The organism is Mesorhizobium sp. Cs1299R1N1 (assembly GCF_037179655.1).
Lineage (GTDB): Bacteria > Pseudomonadota > Alphaproteobacteria > Rhizobiales > Rhizobiaceae > Mesorhizobium > Mesorhizobium salmacidum.
Genome location: NZ_JAPYKR010000005.1, coordinates 348,815 through 364,648, shown reverse-complemented (window position 1 = coordinate 364,648; position 15,834 = coordinate 348,815). Strand labels below are relative to the sequence as shown.

General features: G+C 62.5%; 14 protein-coding genes. 10 read left to right on the top strand and 4 right to left on the bottom strand.

All coding sequences use genetic code 11. The features are described from left to right. The first annotated feature begins 85 nt into the window (after positions 1–85). The 5 genes from O7A70_RS13915 to O7A70_RS13895 all read left to right on the top strand — a co-directional run bounded on the left by O7A70_RS13915 (position 86) and on the right by O7A70_RS13895 (position 6,670). Positions 86–1,636, top strand: a complete 1,551-nt coding sequence (locus tag O7A70_RS13915; protein WP_140714232.1) for a trimethylamine methyltransferase family protein — start codon at positions 86–88, stop codon at positions 1,634–1,636. 46 nt (positions 1,637–1,682) lie between these two features. After that, on the top strand, positions 1,683–3,332 hold the full coding sequence (locus O7A70_RS13910) for an ABC transporter substrate-binding protein (RefSeq protein WP_337140816.1): 1,650 nt from the start codon (positions 1,683–1,685) through the stop codon (positions 3,330–3,332). A gap of 117 nt (positions 3,333–3,449) precedes the next feature. Then, the gene (locus tag O7A70_RS13905) at positions 3,450–5,432 is read left to right on the top strand and encodes an oxidoreductase (RefSeq protein WP_337140815.1); all 1,983 of its coding nucleotides are present in this window, start codon (positions 3,450–3,452) and stop codon (positions 5,430–5,432) included. Between the two features lie 145 nt (positions 5,433–5,577). Continuing rightward, on the top strand, positions 5,578–6,057 hold the full coding sequence (locus O7A70_RS13900; RefSeq protein WP_337140814.1) for a DUF3828 domain-containing protein: 480 nt from the start codon (positions 5,578–5,580) through the stop codon (positions 6,055–6,057). A 4-nt stretch (positions 6,058–6,061) separates the two neighbouring features. Next, the gene (locus O7A70_RS13895) at positions 6,062–6,670 is read left to right on the top strand and encodes a hypothetical protein (RefSeq protein WP_337140813.1); all 609 of its coding nucleotides are present in this window, start codon (positions 6,062–6,064) and stop codon (positions 6,668–6,670) included. An 8-nt stretch (positions 6,671–6,678) separates the two neighbouring features. Here the strand turns inward: O7A70_RS13895 and queF are convergent, their stop codons facing one another. Continuing rightward, positions 6,679–7,140, bottom strand: coding sequence for a preQ(1) synthase (gene queF / locus O7A70_RS13890; protein ID WP_337140812.1), 462 nt, complete (start codon positions 7,138–7,140; stop codon positions 6,679–6,681). A gap of 57 nt (positions 7,141–7,197) precedes the next feature. Here queF and O7A70_RS13885 point away from each other — a divergent pair, with 57 nt between their 5' ends. Further along, positions 7,198–9,243 carry an NADH:flavin oxidoreductase gene (locus O7A70_RS13885; protein ID WP_337140811.1) on the top strand — a complete coding sequence of 682 codons (2,046 nt, stop codon included), beginning with the start codon at positions 7,198–7,200 and terminating at the stop codon, positions 9,241–9,243. A gap of 100 nt (positions 9,244–9,343) precedes the next feature. Here O7A70_RS13885 and O7A70_RS13880 read toward each other — a convergent pair whose 3' ends face one another. After that, positions 9,344–9,751, bottom strand: a complete 408-nt coding sequence (locus O7A70_RS13880) for a hypothetical protein (RefSeq protein WP_027143187.1) — start codon at positions 9,749–9,751, stop codon at positions 9,344–9,346. A gap of 176 nt (positions 9,752–9,927) precedes the next feature. Between O7A70_RS13880 and O7A70_RS13875 the strand changes: the two genes are divergently transcribed. Next, positions 9,928–10,326 (top strand): MarR family winged helix-turn-helix transcriptional regulator, encoded by a 399-nt coding sequence (locus tag O7A70_RS13875; protein WP_245262090.1) that lies wholly within the window; start codon positions 9,928–9,930, stop codon positions 10,324–10,326. 18 nt (positions 10,327–10,344) lie between these two features. Here O7A70_RS13875 and O7A70_RS13870 read toward each other — a convergent pair whose 3' ends face one another. Further along, positions 10,345–11,085, bottom strand: coding sequence for a polysaccharide deacetylase family protein (locus O7A70_RS13870; RefSeq protein ID WP_337140810.1), 741 nt, complete (start codon positions 11,083–11,085; stop codon positions 10,345–10,347). A gap of 74 nt (positions 11,086–11,159) precedes the next feature. After that, positions 11,160–13,232, bottom strand: coding sequence for a putative bifunctional diguanylate cyclase/phosphodiesterase (locus tag O7A70_RS13865; RefSeq protein WP_337140809.1), 2,073 nt, complete (start codon positions 13,230–13,232; stop codon positions 11,160–11,162). Between the two features lie 118 nt (positions 13,233–13,350). Here O7A70_RS13865 and O7A70_RS13860 point away from each other — a divergent pair, with 118 nt between their 5' ends. The 3 genes from O7A70_RS13860 to tdh are packed head-to-tail and all read left to right on the top strand — an operon-like array spanning position 13,351 to position 15,816. After that, positions 13,351–13,539 (top strand): hypothetical protein, encoded by a 189-nt coding sequence (locus tag O7A70_RS13860; protein ID WP_337140808.1) that lies wholly within the window; start codon positions 13,351–13,353, stop codon positions 13,537–13,539. Positions 13,540–13,541: 2 nt separating this feature from the next. Further along, the gene (locus O7A70_RS13855; protein WP_337140807.1) at positions 13,542–14,729 is read left to right on the top strand and encodes a glycine C-acetyltransferase; all 1,188 of its coding nucleotides are present in this window, start codon (positions 13,542–13,544) and stop codon (positions 14,727–14,729) included. Between the two features lie 52 nt (positions 14,730–14,781). After that, on the top strand, positions 14,782–15,816 hold the full coding sequence (gene tdh / locus O7A70_RS13850) for an L-threonine 3-dehydrogenase (protein WP_337140806.1): 1,035 nt from the start codon (positions 14,782–14,784) through the stop codon (positions 15,814–15,816). The last annotated feature ends 18 nt before the right edge of the window (positions 15,817–15,834 follow it).

The window sequence follows — 15,834 nt, the reverse complement described above, 5'->3', positions numbered from 1 at the left end:
AGCTTATACAAGAGATCAGGATTTTCCAGCGTCACAGCCATATTTCACCTCGCTAACTTGGCTGGAACGGACGCTAGGAGGTCTCATGAACGCACCCGCCGCTGAATTGACCGAACCGACCCATCGCCGTGGCGGTGGCCGTCTCGGGCGCAAGGCGCTTCGGGGGGCACCGATCGCCTCGTTCCCAACCCTGGTTCGCCAGATTCCGGTGTACCAGATGGTTCCGGACGAGGCGGTGGAACTGATCCACGAGGAGTCGCTTTCGATCCTGGAAGAGGTCGGTTGCGAATTCCGCGACGACGAGGCCATCGCCTTGTGGAAGGCCGCCGGTGCCGATGTCCGGGAAACGCGGGTCCGCATCGATCGCGCGCTGCTGATGGAACTCGTCTCCAAGGTTCCCTCCGAGTTCACGCTCAACGCGCGCAATCCCCAGCGTACGGTGCGCGTCGGCGGCAAGAACTCGATCTTCGTGCCGATGTATGGCGCGCCCTATGTGCGCGACCTCGACAACAACAGGCGCTACGGCACGCTTGCCGACCTCAACAATTTCCACAAGCTCGCCTACATGGCGCCGGCGCTGCACTCGTCGAGTTCAATCATCTGCGAGCCGATGGAAATTGCCGTGCCCAAGCGGCACCTGCACATCATCCATTCGGCGCTGAAATATTCCGACAAACCGTTCATGGGCATCGTGACGTCCAAAGAGCGGGCGGAAGATACGATGGCGATGGCCGGCATCGTGTTCGGCGAGGAGTTCGTCCGCGACAATCCGGTGCTGGTTGCAATCACCAACTGCAATTCGCCGCTGGTCTGGGACGCCACCATGCTGGACGCGATGAGGGTGTATGCGCGCCACAATCAGCCGCTGATCCTGGCGCCCTTCGCGCTCTGCGGCGCCTCGACCTCGGCGTCGGCCGTCGGCGCGGTTGCGCAGGTCAACGCCGAGGCGCTTGCCGGCGTGGCCTTCACCCAGCTCATCCGTCCGGGTTCACCCCAGATCTACGGCCAGTTCATGGTCACGGTCGACATGAAGACCGGCGCTCCGATGGGCGGCACGCCGGAAGCCGCCCAGATGATGTATCTGATGGGTGCGCTGGCGCGGAAATACAAACTGCCGTGGCGCACGTCAGGCTTCCATGTCGGCTCGAAGCTCAACGATGCCCAGGCCGGCTACGAGGCGAACATGCTGATGCATGCCGCCATCCTTGCCGGCGCCAACTACATCTGGCATTCGGCCGGCTGGCTGGAAGCAGGTCTCACCTGCGGGTACTCAAAATTCGCCACCGACTGCGAACAGCTCGTCGGCTGGTACAAATACGCGGGCGGCCTGCCTTTCGACGATTTCAAGGAAGCGATGGCGGCGATCCGCGAGGTCGGACCGCAGGGCCATTTCCTTGGCACCCAGCACACGCTCGAACATTTCGAGAAGGCTTTCTTCATGCCGAGCATCATGGACTTCAACTCCTACGAACAATGGAAGGCGGAAGGGGCGAAGGACCACGACACGCGCGGCCGCGAGAAGGCGCGCAACATGCTCGCCGATTATGAGGAGCCGAAACTCGACGAAGGCATCGCCGACGGTCTCAAGGATTTGATCGCGCGGCGCGAGGAAAAATTGCCCGACAGCGTTAGTTGAAAAACAACAGACAAAGACCTGACGGGAACAACAAGGGGAGAGTGACATGACGGTTTTCAAAAGTAATGGCGATCGTGTGCCGCAAGCTATCGAAGCGATGGCAACGGAGGCGCGGGCGGGTCGCATGGACCGGCGCGAGTTCCTGGCGCTGGCCAGCGCGCTTGGCGCATCGACGGCGTTTGCCTATGGCATGATCGGCCTCGCCGCGCCGACGCAAGCTCTGGCCGAGGAGCCGAAGAAGGGCGGGACGCTGCACGTCTCGATGGCGGTGAAGGCGCAGAAGGATCCGCGTACTTACGACTGGGTGGAACTGGCCAACATCTCGCGCAGCTGGCTGGAGCCGTTGGTTCGCTACACCAGACAATTCACCTTCGAGCCGGTGCTGCTCGAAAGCTGGGACATCAACGACGACGCCACCGAATACACGTTGCATGTGCGCAAGGGCGTCACCTGGAACAATGGCGATGCCTTCAACGCCGATGACGTGGTGCACAATGTGACGCGCTGGTGCGAGAAGGGCGTCGCCGGCAACTCGATGGCGGCGCGCGTCGGTGCGCTGATCGATGCCAAGACCGGCAAGGCCAGGGACGGTGCGATCACCAAGGTCGACGACAACACGGTCAAGCTGAAGCTCAGCGAGCCCGACATTTCGCTCATTCCAAACTTCACCGATTACCCCGCCCTTATCGTGCACCGGAATTTCGATGCCGATGGCGCCGATCCGATCAAGAAGCCGATCGGCACGGGAGCGTTCGAGCTGGTCTCTTACGACGTCGGCCAGAAGGCCGTGGTCAAGCGCCGCGAGAACGGCAAGTGGTGGGGTGGCGAAGCCCCGCTCGACAGCGTCGAGTTCATCGATTACGGCACCGATTTCAACGCCACGGTGAACGCTTTCGACTCCGGCGAGGTCGACGTAAACTTCGAATCGCCCGCCGACTTCATCGACATTCTCGACAAGATGGGGCTGCAGAAATCGGAGGTCGCGACCGCCACCACGCTGGTTGCCCGCACCAACATCACGCACAAGCCTTATGACGACCAGCGGGTTCGCAATGCCCTGCAGATGGCGGTCGACAACAACGCGGTGCTGCAGCTCGGTTATAACGGGCGCGGCACGGTCGGCGAGAACCACCATGTCAGCCCGATCCATCCCGAATATTATGCCCTGCCCAAGAAGGAGCGCGATGCCGCGGGCGCCAAGAAGCTGATGGCGGAAGCCGGCCAGGCCGACTTCGAGCATGAACTGATCACGATCGAGGACGACTGGCAGAAGAACACCGGCGACGCGATCGCCGGCCAGCTGCGCGACGCCGGTATCAAGGTCAAGCGCACCGTGCTGCCGGGCTCGACCTTCTGGAACGACTGGACGAAATATCCCTATTCGATGACCATCTGGTACATGCGCCCGCTCGGTGTCCAGGTGCTGGCGCTGGGCTATCGCACCGGCGAGGCGTGGAATGAATCGGCTTATTCCAATCCCGATTTCGACGCCAAGCTCAAGCAGGCGCTCTCGCTGATCGACGTCGCCAAGCGCAAGGAGGTGATGAAGGATGTCGAGCAGATCCTGCAGGACTCCGGCGTCATCATCCAGCCGTTCTGGCAGAAGCTCTACAGCCATACGAACAAGAAGGTGAAGAACTACGGCGTCCACCAGACCTTCGAAATGGATCTCCAGAACGTCTGGCTGGACGCCTAGCTTCAAGGATCGCGGCAAAGCCGGCACCCCCGAGGTGCCGGCTTTCCGGCAAGAATCGACTTTGGTTGCGAGCGCTGGCGCCTGGGTGCCGCCGCCAAGGCTTTGAAGGAGCGGTGCATGTCTGGGCGGGTCTTCAACCGGCTGTTCACGCCGGCCACTCTGCGCGGCAAGACGTTACGCAACAGGATCGTGTTCGGAGCCCATACCGCCAACATGGCGGTGGAGGGGCTGCCGACCGAGCGGCATGTCGGCTATTACGCGGAACGCGCCATCGGCGGCGCCGGCATGATCGTGGTCGAGCCGATGCCCGTGCATCAGGCCGCCGTGCTGACCCGTGGCAACTTCAGCCCATCCGATGACCGCGTCGTCCCGCATTTTCGCAAGGTGACGGAGGCGATCCGCGGCAACGGCGCCGTCGCCATCCAGCAGCTCTACCATGTCGGCCAGCACGCGGACGCGGACAACTCGTTTCACCCCGGTTGGTCGCCTTCCGGCCTGCCGAGCTACCACGATTCCGACGGTTCGCATCGGATGTCCGAAGCCGAGATTGAAGAAACGATCGACGGCTTTGTCCAGGCGGCGCGCCGTTGCCGCGAGGCCGGCTTCGACGGCGTCGAGGTCTGGGCGGCGTACCATTCGATGCTGGACCAGTTCTGGACACCCTGGTCGAACCGCCGGGACGACCGATGGGGCGGCAGCCTTGAAAACCGCACCCGGATGAGCCGCGAGGTGATGACCAGGATTCGCCGAGAATGCGGCGATGATTTCATCATCGGTCTTGCGATCAACGATGAGCCGGAAGTCGAAGTGGCGCTGAAGCGCGAAGCGCTGGCCGAGATAATCGACCTCCACGACCGCGATGCCTTGATGGACTATGTGACTTGCGGAACGGGTTCCTACTTCGATTTCTACAAGATCATACCGACCTTTGTTTATCCGGAAAAGCTCGGTGCCGACCTGGCGTCCGTGCTCAAATCCACCGTGCGTCACGCGCTGATCACCGCCGAGAGCCATATCCGCACCCCCGAGAACGCCGAGAGCGTGTTGAGCGAAGGTCGCGCCGATCTCGTTTCCATCGTGCGCGGGCAGATCGCCGATCCGCACCTCGCTGCAAAGGCCGCCGCCGGACGGCAGCAGGACATTCGCGGCTGCCTGTCCTGCAACCAGATGTGCTGGGGCCGGCGCAGCCGTGATTACTGGATCAGCTGCGTCATCAATCCCTCCGCGGGGCGGGAATGGGAGTGGGGCGGAGATCGCTTCGCTCCGGCCGCCCAGCCGAAGCGCGTGCTGGTCGTCGGCGGCGGCCCGGCCGGGCTCGAAGCGGCGCGCGCCGCGGCCGAGCGCGGTCACCGGGTGACACTGGCCGAGGCATCCGACCGCCTTGGGGGGCAGTTCCGTCTTGCGGGCCTGCAGCCGCGCCGTGCCCAGATTCTGGATCTGATCGACTGGTACGAGCGCCAGCTCGGCCAGCTTCAGGTCGACATCCGCTACGGGCAGTATGTCGAAGCCGACGATGTCGAGCGCGAAGGCGCGGATCACGTCGTCGTCGCGACCGGCTCGATGCCGCCAGACGGCGCTTTCCAGCGGGCCTTGCCGCAGTGGGGCAGCATTCCGGGCGGCGGGCCGGTGCTCTCGGCCGAAGCGGTGATGGCCCGTGAGGCGAGGCCGGGGAAAAATGTTCTCTTGCTGGACGATGGCGGCAATTGGAAAGGCTGCGGCACCGCCTGGAAACTCGCCGAGGACGGTCACAATGTGACGCTCGTGACTCCGGACGCCCTGGTTGGCAAAGAGCTTCAGCGAATGGCCGTCGACGCGCCGCTGCGGCGGGCGCTCGCCAAGCTGAAGGTGCGGTTTGTGACCGAGAGCGCCGTCGTTCACTGGGATGGCAGGCTGGCCAGGGTCGCTTCGCTGCTCGATGGAACCGAGCAGGAGATCGAAGCCGATGCGTTGGTCTTCGCCACGACGAATATGGCCGCCGACATGCTTTCCATCGAACTCGAAAGGCGCAAGATTGCCCACACTTCGATTGGTGATTGTACCGCTTCCAGGCAGGTGGCATTCGCCATCCATGACGGACGCAAGGCAGCGCTCGGCCTCTGAGTGCAAGCTTGGCCTGCACGTCCCGTCGAGATGACCCGCTTCAGCCGTGATGCGTGCGCAGGCGGGCTTCATGAACCGCAAAAAAGCCGATATGCAGGATGCGTGGTATTGGTTGCTTCAAGCCATGAAAAGCCGGAGATTCTGCATGAGACTGACAGTGCTCCTTGCCGCCCTTTCGATAGCCTTGCCCGCCGTCGCCGTGGCCGGTCCGGCTTCCGACGCCGTGAAGTTCTTCTATGTCCCGCAGGTCAAGTTCGAGGCCGACGCGCAATACCGCGATCGCTTCACCGAGCCGGTGACGAAACTGTTCGACCTCAACGACCAGGCGACCAAGAAAAATCCGGACCAGGTCGCCTGTATCGACTTCGACCCCGGCCTCGACGCGCAGGATTTCGACCAGAAGACCCTTTCCAAGACACTGAAGCTGTCGGAGACGGTGGATGGCGACACGGCGCAAGTGGTGGCGAACTTCAGTCTTTTTCCGGAAGGAGACGATGCGCAGCGCGAAATGCACTGGTCGCTGAAGAAGGTCGACGGCAAATGGAAGATATCGGACATTGCATCGAAGACCAGCAACTGGACGCTGAGCCAGCTCGAATGCATGGCGGGCCAAGATCCGGAGTGAAGCAATGGCCGGTCGCGCGCTCCTGTCATTGTCGGCCGTGTGCCTGCTGGCGGCTGGCTTGAACGGCGCATCTGCTCAGGGCCTGTTGGGCGCGCCGCCGGCAAATGCCCCTGCCGGGACCGCGCCTGATGACGGCCGGACACCGCCGGCAACCGCGCCTGGCGGAGCCGCGGAGCCGGCGACGCCGCCAGTCGCCTGGCCGCCGAGCGAGCCTGCCGCCCCCATCCAGCCGGGATCGCCGACAGCGGTCGTGCGGCCGTTTTACGATCAGGTCGGCCTGGAGGTGGATCCGGCCCAGCGCGGCCATTTCACAGACCCGGCTAAAACCGTGCTCGACAAGAGCGATGCGTTGCGCAAATCCGGACAGGGCGAGTGCCTGGACCCTAACATGGCGCTCGACAATGCGGACTACGACAAGGCCGAGATCGACAAGAGCCTGAAGACGCTCGAAGCGATCAATGGCGATCAGGCCAAGGTCATCGTCGCCTTCGTCGTCGGCGGCAACCCGCACCGCCTCGAATGGAAGTTCAAGAAGGTCGGCGGCGAATGGAAGATATCGGACCTTTTGTCGGTGACCGGCGAATGGGCGCTAAGCCAGTACCAGTGCGAATGATGGCCGAACTAGCCGCGCCCGCGATAGGGGGCGACTCCGGTGTCCGGCAGCCAGGCGCCTTCCGGCGGAGAGCCGGTCTGCCAGAACACGTCGATCGGAATGCCGCCGCGTGGATACCAATAGCCGCCTATGCGCAACCAGAGCGGCTTGGTCGCGGCCACGATGCGACGTCCGATCATCACCGTGCAGTCTTCATGGAAAGCGCCATGGTTGCGAAACGAGGTCATGAACAGCTTCAGCGACTTCGATTCCACCAGGGCGGCATCGGGGGCGTAGTCGATGACGATATGAGCGAAATCCGGCTGTCCGGTCACCGGGCAGAGCGAGGTGAATTCCGGGCAGGTGAAGCGCACGATCGCCGGCGGTCCGTCGCCGCGAGAAAACGGCACGGTTTCCAGGATCGCGGCTTCGGGGCTCTGTGGCGTCTCGACGTGCGTGCCGAGCTGGGTGAGGGTTTTGGTATCGATCATAAGCGGTTTTCCTTGGATTTGCCGCTCATTAGCACAAATTAAAACGGCAGGAAGACGATGATCAGCAACGACCCGCTTCTCCAACCTTACCAGCTCAAGCATTTGACGCTGAAGAACCGGGTGATGTCGACCAGCCACGAGCCGGCCTACTCGGAGGACGGCATGCCGAAGCAGCGCTATCGGCTCTACCATGCCGAAAAGGCCAAGGGCGGCATGGCGCTGACCATGACCGCAGGCTCGGCCATCGTTTCGCGCGACAGCCCGGCCGCCTTCGGCAATTTGCATGTCTATGACGACCGCATCGTGCCGTGGCTGGCCGAACTCGCTGACGCCTGCCACGAGCACGATTGCAAGGTGATGATCCAGATCACCCATCTTGGCCGCCGCACCGGCTGGAACAAGGCCGACTGGCTGCCGGTGCTGTCGGCCTCGCCGGTGCGCGAACCGGCGCATCGTGCTTTCCCCAAGACCATCGAGGAATGGGATATCGAGCGCATCGTCGCCGACTATGCATCGGCCGCCCAGCGCTGCCAGGCAGCCGGGCTCGACGGCATCGAGTTCGAATCCTACGGCCATCTGATGGATGGCTTCTGGTCGCCTGCCACCAATCGTCGCGATGACGAATATGGCGGTTCGCTCGACAATCGGCTCCGCTTCACCAACATGGTGCTCGATGCGGTGCGAGCGGCGGTCGGCGAGAAATTCGTCGTCGGCATCCGCATGGTCGCCGACGAGGATTTCGAGAAAGGCCTGTCGAAGGAGGAGGGCGTCGAGATCGCCAGGCGGCTGGCCGGCTCCGGCAAGGTCGATTTCCTCAACATCATCCGTGGTTCGATCGAGACCGATGCGGCGCTCACAAAGGTGATCCCGGTGACCGGCATGCGGTCTTCGCCGCATCTCGATTTCGCCGGCGAGGTGAGGGCGGCGACGAAATTCCCGACCTTCCACGCGGCGCGCATTTCCGACGTCGCCACCGCGCGCCATGCGATCGCCACCGGCAAGCTCGACATGGTCGGCATGACCCGCGCCCACATCGCCGATCCGCACATCATCAGGAAGGTGATGGAGGGCCGCGAGCACGAGATACGTCCCTGTGTCGGCGCCACCTATTGTCTGGATCGCATCTACGAAGGCGGCGAGGCGTTGTGCGTCCACAATGCGGCGACCGGCCGCGAGGCGGATATCCCGCATATCATCGCCAAGACGGAAGGGCCTAGGCGGAAAGTCGTGATTGTCGGCGCCGGCGCCGGCGGACTGGAGGCGGCGCGCGTCGCGGCCGAGCGCGGCCATCAGGTCACGATCCTGGAAGCATCATCACAAGCGGGTGGCCAGGTTCGTCTGGCGACCCAGAACCCACGCCGCAAGGAATTGATCGGCATCATCGACTGGCGTCTGGCCGAACTCGAACGGCTGGGCGTCGAGATCCGCTACGACACCTGGGCCGAGCAGGACGACGTCCTGGCCCTGGCGCCTGACGTGGTGGTCGTCGCCACCGGAGGCCTGCCGCAGAACCCGCCGCTGGCCTCCGGCGACAATCTCGTCACCTCGAGCTGGGACATCATGGCCGGCAGTGTCAAGCCGGCCGAGAATGTTCTTCTCTATGACGACAATGGCGGCCATCAGGGCATGGGCGCGGCCGAACTGATTGCCAACAGCGGCTCGAAATTGGAACTGGTTTCGCCAGAGCGGTTCTTCGCCCCCGAAATGGGCGGTATGAACCACGTGCCGTACATGCGCGCCTTCCAGGAAAGGGGCGTCACCATCACCATCAACACACGCCTGCGCTCTGTGCGGCGCGAGGGCAATCAATTGGTCGCGGAACTCGCTTCGGATTTTGCCGATGGCTGGCGCGGGGAGCGCAGGGTCGACCAAGTGGTGGTCGAGCACGGCACGGCGCCGCTTGACGACCTCTATCTGTCGCTGAAGCCGCTGTCGAGGAATGGCGGCGCGATCGATTATGAGCGGCTGGTGAACGGCGGCGATATCTTCCCATTGCGCAATTCGGAAGGTGGCTTCGTCGTGTTCCGCATCGGCGATGCGGTCGCCTCGCGCAACATCCACGCCGCCGTCTATGACGGCATACGGTTCGGGATCAGGATTTGATCACGATCAGGTGGCGCGCAACGGCCTTTGCAAGGAGAGCCACCTGCCGCTCTGGTCCGTTGCGCGCCGCGCATGATCGGCTTTCACCGGCCGTGCGATTCTAAAACATCTTGGCGGTCGCCATGCAAAGCACGGTGATGACCAGCAGCCCGCCGGCGATGCGTTCGCCCCTGGTCATTTTCGCGCGCAGCTCCGTTTGGGTCGCGGCATCGGCGCCGGCAAGCTGCCTGCTGGCGGAGCCCACAAGCGCGCCTTGCACGCCGGCGGCGATCAGCGCCGTCAAAATGCCGAGCGCCAGTACCTTCTCCATCGAGCCGAAAGCACCCTCATGAAAGAAATACCAGAGCAGCAAACCGGTCAGGAAAGCCAAGCCGGCCGCGCCCATTTGCGGCCGAAAGAACCGCTCTGCCCGGATGTCCGGATCGCGGGCAACCGCGATGGTCGTGCCGGCCCAGAAGACGCCGGCCATGACGTGCAGGCCGATGACGACGATATAAACATATTGCATGACCGCATTTCCTCTCATTCGCCCGCCGCCCACGCATCGCAACCATGTCGTGACGCCATCAATAAGACAAAATTAGATATCTAACAGTTAGATGTCAATCATGAAGCCCAGTTTCACGTTTCCACTGCTTGCTCTACTGTCAGATCATGACACCATTTGACCGCCCGCCGGTCGGCATGAATCTCGGCCGCACCGCCAAGCTTGTTGCCCAGGCCTTCGACGCTGCCTTGGTTGAAGCGGGGGGGACCTTGCCGGTCTGGCTCACGCTGCTGTCGGTCAAGTCGAGCGAGCTTGCCAATCAGCGCGAACTTGCCGGCATGATCGGCATCCAGGGCGCGACGCTGACCCATCATCTCAATGCGATGGAGGTGCAGGGCCTGCTGACGCGGCGGCGCGACCCCGTCAACCGACGGGTTCACATGGTCGAATTGACGGCGGCGGGAGAAGCGCTGTTCGAGACGTTGCGGCAAGCCGCGCTCGTCTTCGACAAGCGGCTTCGCACCGGACTGTCCGACGAGCGTCTGGCGGAGTTTGCGCAGGTGCTCGCGGCGTTGCGGGAGAATGTGGGGAGCTAGCAGTGCCGACCTGATGGCTCAGTCGTCATAGCTCTGGATTATTCCAAACGCATAGTGGCGTAGTTTCAATGCGGTGATCAGCTTGGTCAGTTGCGTCTTGCCGTCAAAGCCGTCCTGAAACATCTCGTCGTGCATAAGCAGGATCAACTTGCCTGGTTTGGCGAAATGGCCATAGCCGAACAAATGATCGATCTCGCTGACCAGATGATCGACGCTCTGCACCGGCTCACCGCTGTCCTTGTGCACCCACTCATGGTCCCAGCCATAGAGATAAAAGCCGGACGCCGCGACAAACTCATAGTCGGGATCCTCACGCCCGGCTTGCGCCTGTCCAAGCGAATTGTCGTTCTTCGACATCGAAGGCAGCCGGAACACATCGCGACCCGGCAGGCGGGCGTGCACCGCCGGCTTCAGGCCCAATACGGCATTGGCCTTGAGCATGTCGGCAACCACGCCTTCCGTATCGCCATAGAAGTGCCGGTAGTGATTGTAGGCGTGACTGTAGCTGTGGTTGCCGATCGTCACCAGCGGCATCGCCTTGGCGCGCCGTACCAACGCCTTGTTGGACGCACTGGCTTCGGCATGCATGCCGACCATGAACAGCGTTGCGGGAACCTGCGCCGCCTCCAAGACGTCGAGGATGTTGCTCGTGCCGTTCAGCGGACCGTCGTCGAAGGTGAGATAGATGGTGCGATCCGCGCCATAGGCCGGCAACGCCGACATCAACATGGCTGCCAGGGCAAACCGAAGGAATATCATGGGGCCGCTACCCGGTTGCGATCAGGGCAGGCCGCCATTTCCGCGGCTGCTTGTCAAGGCTGGCCGGGCTCTACCTACGCCAGGCTTCCCTGCAATACCGTCAGCCTGGCTTTCTTCGGCATGCGGGCGGTCAGCCACTCGAGCGCCTTTTCATGCGGCATCGGGAAGGCGATCGAATAGCCCTGCACCTGGTCGCAGCCGATTGCCATCAGCGAATCGAGTTCCGCCTCCGTTTCGGCGCCCTCGGCGACGATGGAGATGCCCAGCCCCCGGGCAAGCTCCGTGATGGCGCGCACGATCTTGGAGTTGTCGCCATTCTCGTGGATGTTCTGGACAAAGCGGCGGTCGATCTTGAGTCGGTCGATCTCATTGGGATTGACGTGGCTGAGCGAAGCATAGCCGGTTCCGAAATCATCGAGTTCCAGATGCACGCCGGCCGCCCTGATGTGGCGCAACTTCGCCGCGATGCCTGTCTTCTCGTCGTCGAGAATGACGGATTCGACGATTTCCAGCGACAGTTTCTGCGGCGGCAGTCCGGCTTTCTCCAGCGTCTCGAACAGAAACGCATCGAAATCGTGCTCGCGCAGCTCGGTGCCCGAGACATTGACGGCAAGCCGCCCGAAGGCAATCCCGGCACGGTTCCATTCAGCGGCCTCGTTGATCGCCTTGCTGATCACGATGCGGCCGATCTCCGGCATGAAGCCGCATTTCTCGGCGACCGGAATGAACTCGCCCGGCGAGATCATGCCGCGCTCGGCATGGTTCCATCGCACGAGCGCTTCGATGCCGCTGATGGTGCCGTCGGTCAGCGAGACCTGCGGCTGGAAATAGACCTGGAACGCCTTTTCGGAAATGGCGACCTTGATGTCGTGTTCGAGCTGCTTGCGGTAGTCGAGCTCGCGGCGCAGTTCCTCTGAGAAGAACGAGAAGTTGCCGCCACCCATTTTCTTGGCGGAGTAAAGCGCCAGATCGGCATGGACGAGCAGGTCTTGCGCATTGTCGGCATCGATCGGATAGACGGCGATGCCGCCGCTGGCGCCCGGAAGAATGGTGGTGCCCTGGAACACGATGGGCTCATTGATGTGCACCAGGATGCGCCGTGCCAGCATGTTGATGTCCTCGGTGTTGCCGGCTCCGTTGAGGATCATCACGAATTCGTCGCCACCAAGCCGCGCGCACAGATCCGACGCCCGGCAGGAATCGCGCATGCGCTGTGCGGTCACCACCAGGACATAGTCGCCGGCGGCGTGGCCCAGCGTATCGTTGATCTGCTTGAAGCGGTCGAGGTCGAGCTGGACCACGGCCAGGCGTTCGCGCCGGCGATGCGCGCCCTTGATCAGCGTCTCGAAATGGTCGGTCAGGAAGGTGCGGTTGTGCAGGCCGGTGAGGCCGTCATGCACCGCGATGAAGGCCATCGAATTGCGCGCATCGACCAGTTCACGTGTCTTGCGCAGGATCGCGTTGGACATCGGCCTGAAGATGAACAGCGCCACCAGCAGGATGACACCGAGGGTGGCGTAGAACAGCGTGCGATGGAGGGTGAGCAGCTTCTCGGAGCGCTCGTCGGCATCCGCACTGATACGCTGGCCAAGCGCGGCATAGCCCGACAGCGTGGCATTGGCGACCGAGGCATCGAGGTTGACTCGTTCGGCGCCGCCCTTGTAGCCCCCATTGTCGAGCTGGTTGAGTTGCGATTCAAAGGCCGAGACCAGCCGATCGCCGTTGGCGATCAGGCCAACCGAGAAATAATCGAGATGGAAGGGTTTGGCGAAAAGCACGCTCTCGATCGACTTCGGATCGAACTTGGCAGGCGATTGCGGATCCGCGCCTGTCTGCTTGAGCAGCAGATCATAACTTGTCTCGAACTCAGCCGTGGCCTGCTTCAGCGCGCTGACCAGCGCTGGCTGCTTGTCGCGCGAGGCGGCGCCTGTTGCGCTGGCAAGGAAAACGATGCGCTGCGACAACGTTTTTTGCGTGCCGACGATGTCGAGCAGCGTGTTGTTGTGCTGCTGCGTGGCCATCGTCTGCTGCAGCAGGACGAAGGAGGCCGCCACCATGGCGGCAATGATCAGCAGCGCCAGCCAGTAGCCAGCTTTGATCAGCAGTATGAGCTTGCCTGAAACGGTTTGCACCGGCTGCTGAGACATGTTCGGGGGCGGTCCTCTCGCCAACGGATTTCTGTATGAGCACCATTGAACTGCAAACGTTAACAGGACCGGAAGTCAACGGCCGGCCGGCAAGGGGGAGGCGCGGAGAAATCGCGAAATGGTTATCGGCTTCTTTCGCCGCAAGACCGCTTTTGAGCATTCGTCAGTCCATGAGTTCCCGGGCCGTCACTTGGGCAATGTCCATTGCATCCCGGCTGATGCTGCCCGGCCACCTGATCCGGTCGCTTTTGCGATGGATTTTTTGCGCCGGCGGGACGACAGTCTGCCCACGTCAAACGAGGCCTGATCATGACCGCAGCATTTCTCTCCCATATCGACAGCGAGCTTGCAGGGCTGAAATCCGCCGGCCTTTACAAGTCCGAGCGGGTGATTTCCTCGATGCAGTCGGCCGAAATCGAGGTCGGCGGCGAGAAGGTATTGAATTTCTGCGCCAACAATTATCTCGGCCTTGCCGACAGCGCGGACCTGCGCGCGGCGGCCACGCAGGCGCTCGATCGCTACGGCTACGGCATGGCCTCGGTGCGCTTCATCTGCGGCACGCAGGAAGAGCACAAACAACTCGAGGCGACAATTTCATCCTTCCTCGGCCTGGAAGACACCATCCTCTACGGCTCCTGCTTCGACGCCAATGGCGGCCTGTTCGAGACGCTGCTTGGTGACGAAGACGCTGTTATCTCGGATGCGTTGAACCACGCCTCGATCATCGATGGTGTCAGGCTGTCGAAGGCCAAACGCTTCCGCTACGCCAATAACGACATGGCCGATCTCGAGGCGCGATTGCAGGAAGCGAAGGATTGCCGCTTCCGCCTGATCGCCACCGACGGCGTGTTTTCCATGGACGGCATCATCGCCAATCTCCGAGGTGTCTGCGATCTCGCCGAGAAATACGACGCGATGGTGATGGTCGACGACAGCCATGCAGTCGGTTTCGTGGGTGCAGACGGCCGCGGCTCGGCCGAACATTGCGGCGTCGAGGGCAGGGTGGACATTATCACCGGCACGCTCGGCAAGGCGCTCGGCGGCGCTTCCGGCGGATATACCTCTGGCAAAAGCCAGGTCGTCGACTGGCTGCGCCAGCGCTCGCGGCCCTATCTCTTTTCCAACACGCTGATGCCGGCGATCGCCGGCGCCTCGATCAAGGTGTTCGACCTGATCCGCAATGGCGATGCCTTGCGCGAGCGCCTATATGCCAATGCGGCGCGGTTCAGGTCTCAAATGGGTAAGCTTGGCTTCACGCTGGCAGGCGCCGATCATCCGATCATACCGGTGATGCTCGGTGATGCGACGCTGGCCCAGGAGATGGCCGCGCGCATGCTGAAGCGTGGCATCTATGTCATCGGCTTTTCCTTCCCGGTCGTGCCGAAAGGCCAGGCGCGCATCCGCACCCAAATGTCGGCGGCGCATTCCAGCGCCGATATCGACCGCGCGGTGGAGGCATTCGGTGCGGTCGGTAGGGAATTGGGCGTGATTTCCTGAACGGCCGGCGCCGAAAAGCGATTCCGGATCAAGAGATTCAAGGGACAAAAGAATGTCGAACATGATGAAGGCGCTGGTGAAGGCCAAGGCCGAGCCGGGCATCTGGATGGAAGAGGTGCCGGTGCCGGAGATCGGCCCCAACGACGTGTTGATCAAGGTCAAGAAGACGGCGATCTGCGGCACCGACGTGCATATCTACAATTGGGACCAGTGGGCGCAGAAGACCGTGCCGGTGCCGATGGTCACCGGCCATGAATTCGTCGGCACGGTCGCCGACTTTGGTGCTGCGGTCACCGAATACAAGATCGGCCAGCGCGTGTCGGGCGAGGGCCACATCGTCTGCGGTCATTGCCGCAACTGCCGTGCGGGCAGGGGGCATCTGTGCCGCAACACGCTCGGCGTCGGCGTCAACCGTCCTGGCGCTTTCGGCGAATATCTGGTGATCCCGCAGCACAATGTCGTGCCGATACCCGACGATGTTCCGGACGAGATCGCCGCCATCTTTGACCCCTTGGGCAATGCCGTCCACACGGCGCTGTCCTTTGATCTGGTAGGCGAGGATGTGCTGGTTACCGGCGCCGGGCCGATCGGCATCATGGGCGCGCTGGTGGCGCAATGCGTCGGCGCGCGCAAGGTGGTCATCACCGACATCAACCCGGTGCGGCTGGCGCTGGCGAAAAAGCTCGGCGTCCAGCATGTCGTCGATGCCTCGAAGGAAAAGCTGCGCGATGTCATGCCGGTGCTCGGCATGACCGAGGGGTTTGACGTCGGTCTCGAAATGTCGGGCGCCGCGCCCGCCTTCCGCGACATGATCGACACCATGAACAATGGCGGCAAGATCGCCATCCTCGGCATAGCGCCGACCGGCTTCGAGATCGACTGGGACAAGGTCATCTTCAAGATGCTGCACTTGAAGGGCATCTATGGCCGCGAAATGTTCGAGACCTGGTACAAGATGATCGCCCTGGTGCAGGGCCCGCTCGATGTGACCGGCCTAATCACGCATCGCATCGGCATCGATGATTTCCAGGTTGGGTTCGATGCGATGAGGAGCGGCAGTTCGGGCAAAGTGGTGATGGACTGGTGAGACGCGTCGATAGAGACG

Bases quoted from the DNA above. Each gene is read 5' to 3' on its own strand.
- O7A70_RS13865 (WP_337140809.1), bottom strand. From the start codon at position 13,232: ATGTCTCAGCAGCCGGTGCAAACCGTTTCAGGCAAGCTCATACTGCTG.
- O7A70_RS13910 (WP_337140816.1), top strand. From the start codon at position 1,683: ATGACGGTTTTCAAAAGTAATGGCGATCGTGTGCCGCAAGCTATCGAA.
- O7A70_RS13915 (WP_140714232.1), top strand. From the start codon at position 86: ATGAACGCACCCGCCGCTGAATTGACCGAACCGACCCATCGCCGTGGC.
- O7A70_RS13885 (WP_337140811.1), top strand. From the start codon at position 7,198: ATGATCAGCAACGACCCGCTTCTCCAACCTTACCAGCTCAAGCATTTG.
- O7A70_RS13870 (WP_337140810.1), bottom strand. From the start codon at position 11,085: ATGATATTCCTTCGGTTTGCCCTGGCAGCCATGTTGATGTCGGCGTTG.
- O7A70_RS13900 (WP_337140814.1), top strand. From the start codon at position 5,578: ATGAGACTGACAGTGCTCCTTGCCGCCCTTTCGATAGCCTTGCCCGCC.
- O7A70_RS13875 (WP_245262090.1), top strand. From the start codon at position 9,928: ATGAATCTCGGCCGCACCGCCAAGCTTGTTGCCCAGGCCTTCGACGCT.
- O7A70_RS13855 (WP_337140807.1), top strand. From the start codon at position 13,542: ATGACCGCAGCATTTCTCTCCCATATCGACAGCGAGCTTGCAGGGCTG.
- O7A70_RS13880 (WP_027143187.1), bottom strand. From the start codon at position 9,751: ATGCAATATGTTTATATCGTCGTCATCGGCCTGCACGTCATGGCCGGC.
- O7A70_RS13905 (WP_337140815.1), top strand. From the start codon at position 3,450: ATGTCTGGGCGGGTCTTCAACCGGCTGTTCACGCCGGCCACTCTGCGC.
- O7A70_RS13860 (WP_337140808.1), top strand. From the start codon at position 13,351: ATGGTTATCGGCTTCTTTCGCCGCAAGACCGCTTTTGAGCATTCGTCA.
- O7A70_RS13895 (WP_337140813.1), top strand. From the start codon at position 6,062: ATGGCCGGTCGCGCGCTCCTGTCATTGTCGGCCGTGTGCCTGCTGGCG.
- tdh (WP_337140806.1), top strand. From the start codon at position 14,782: ATGTCGAACATGATGAAGGCGCTGGTGAAGGCCAAGGCCGAGCCGGGC.
- queF (WP_337140812.1), bottom strand. From the start codon at position 7,140: ATGATCGATACCAAAACCCTCACCCAGCTCGGCACGCACGTCGAGACG.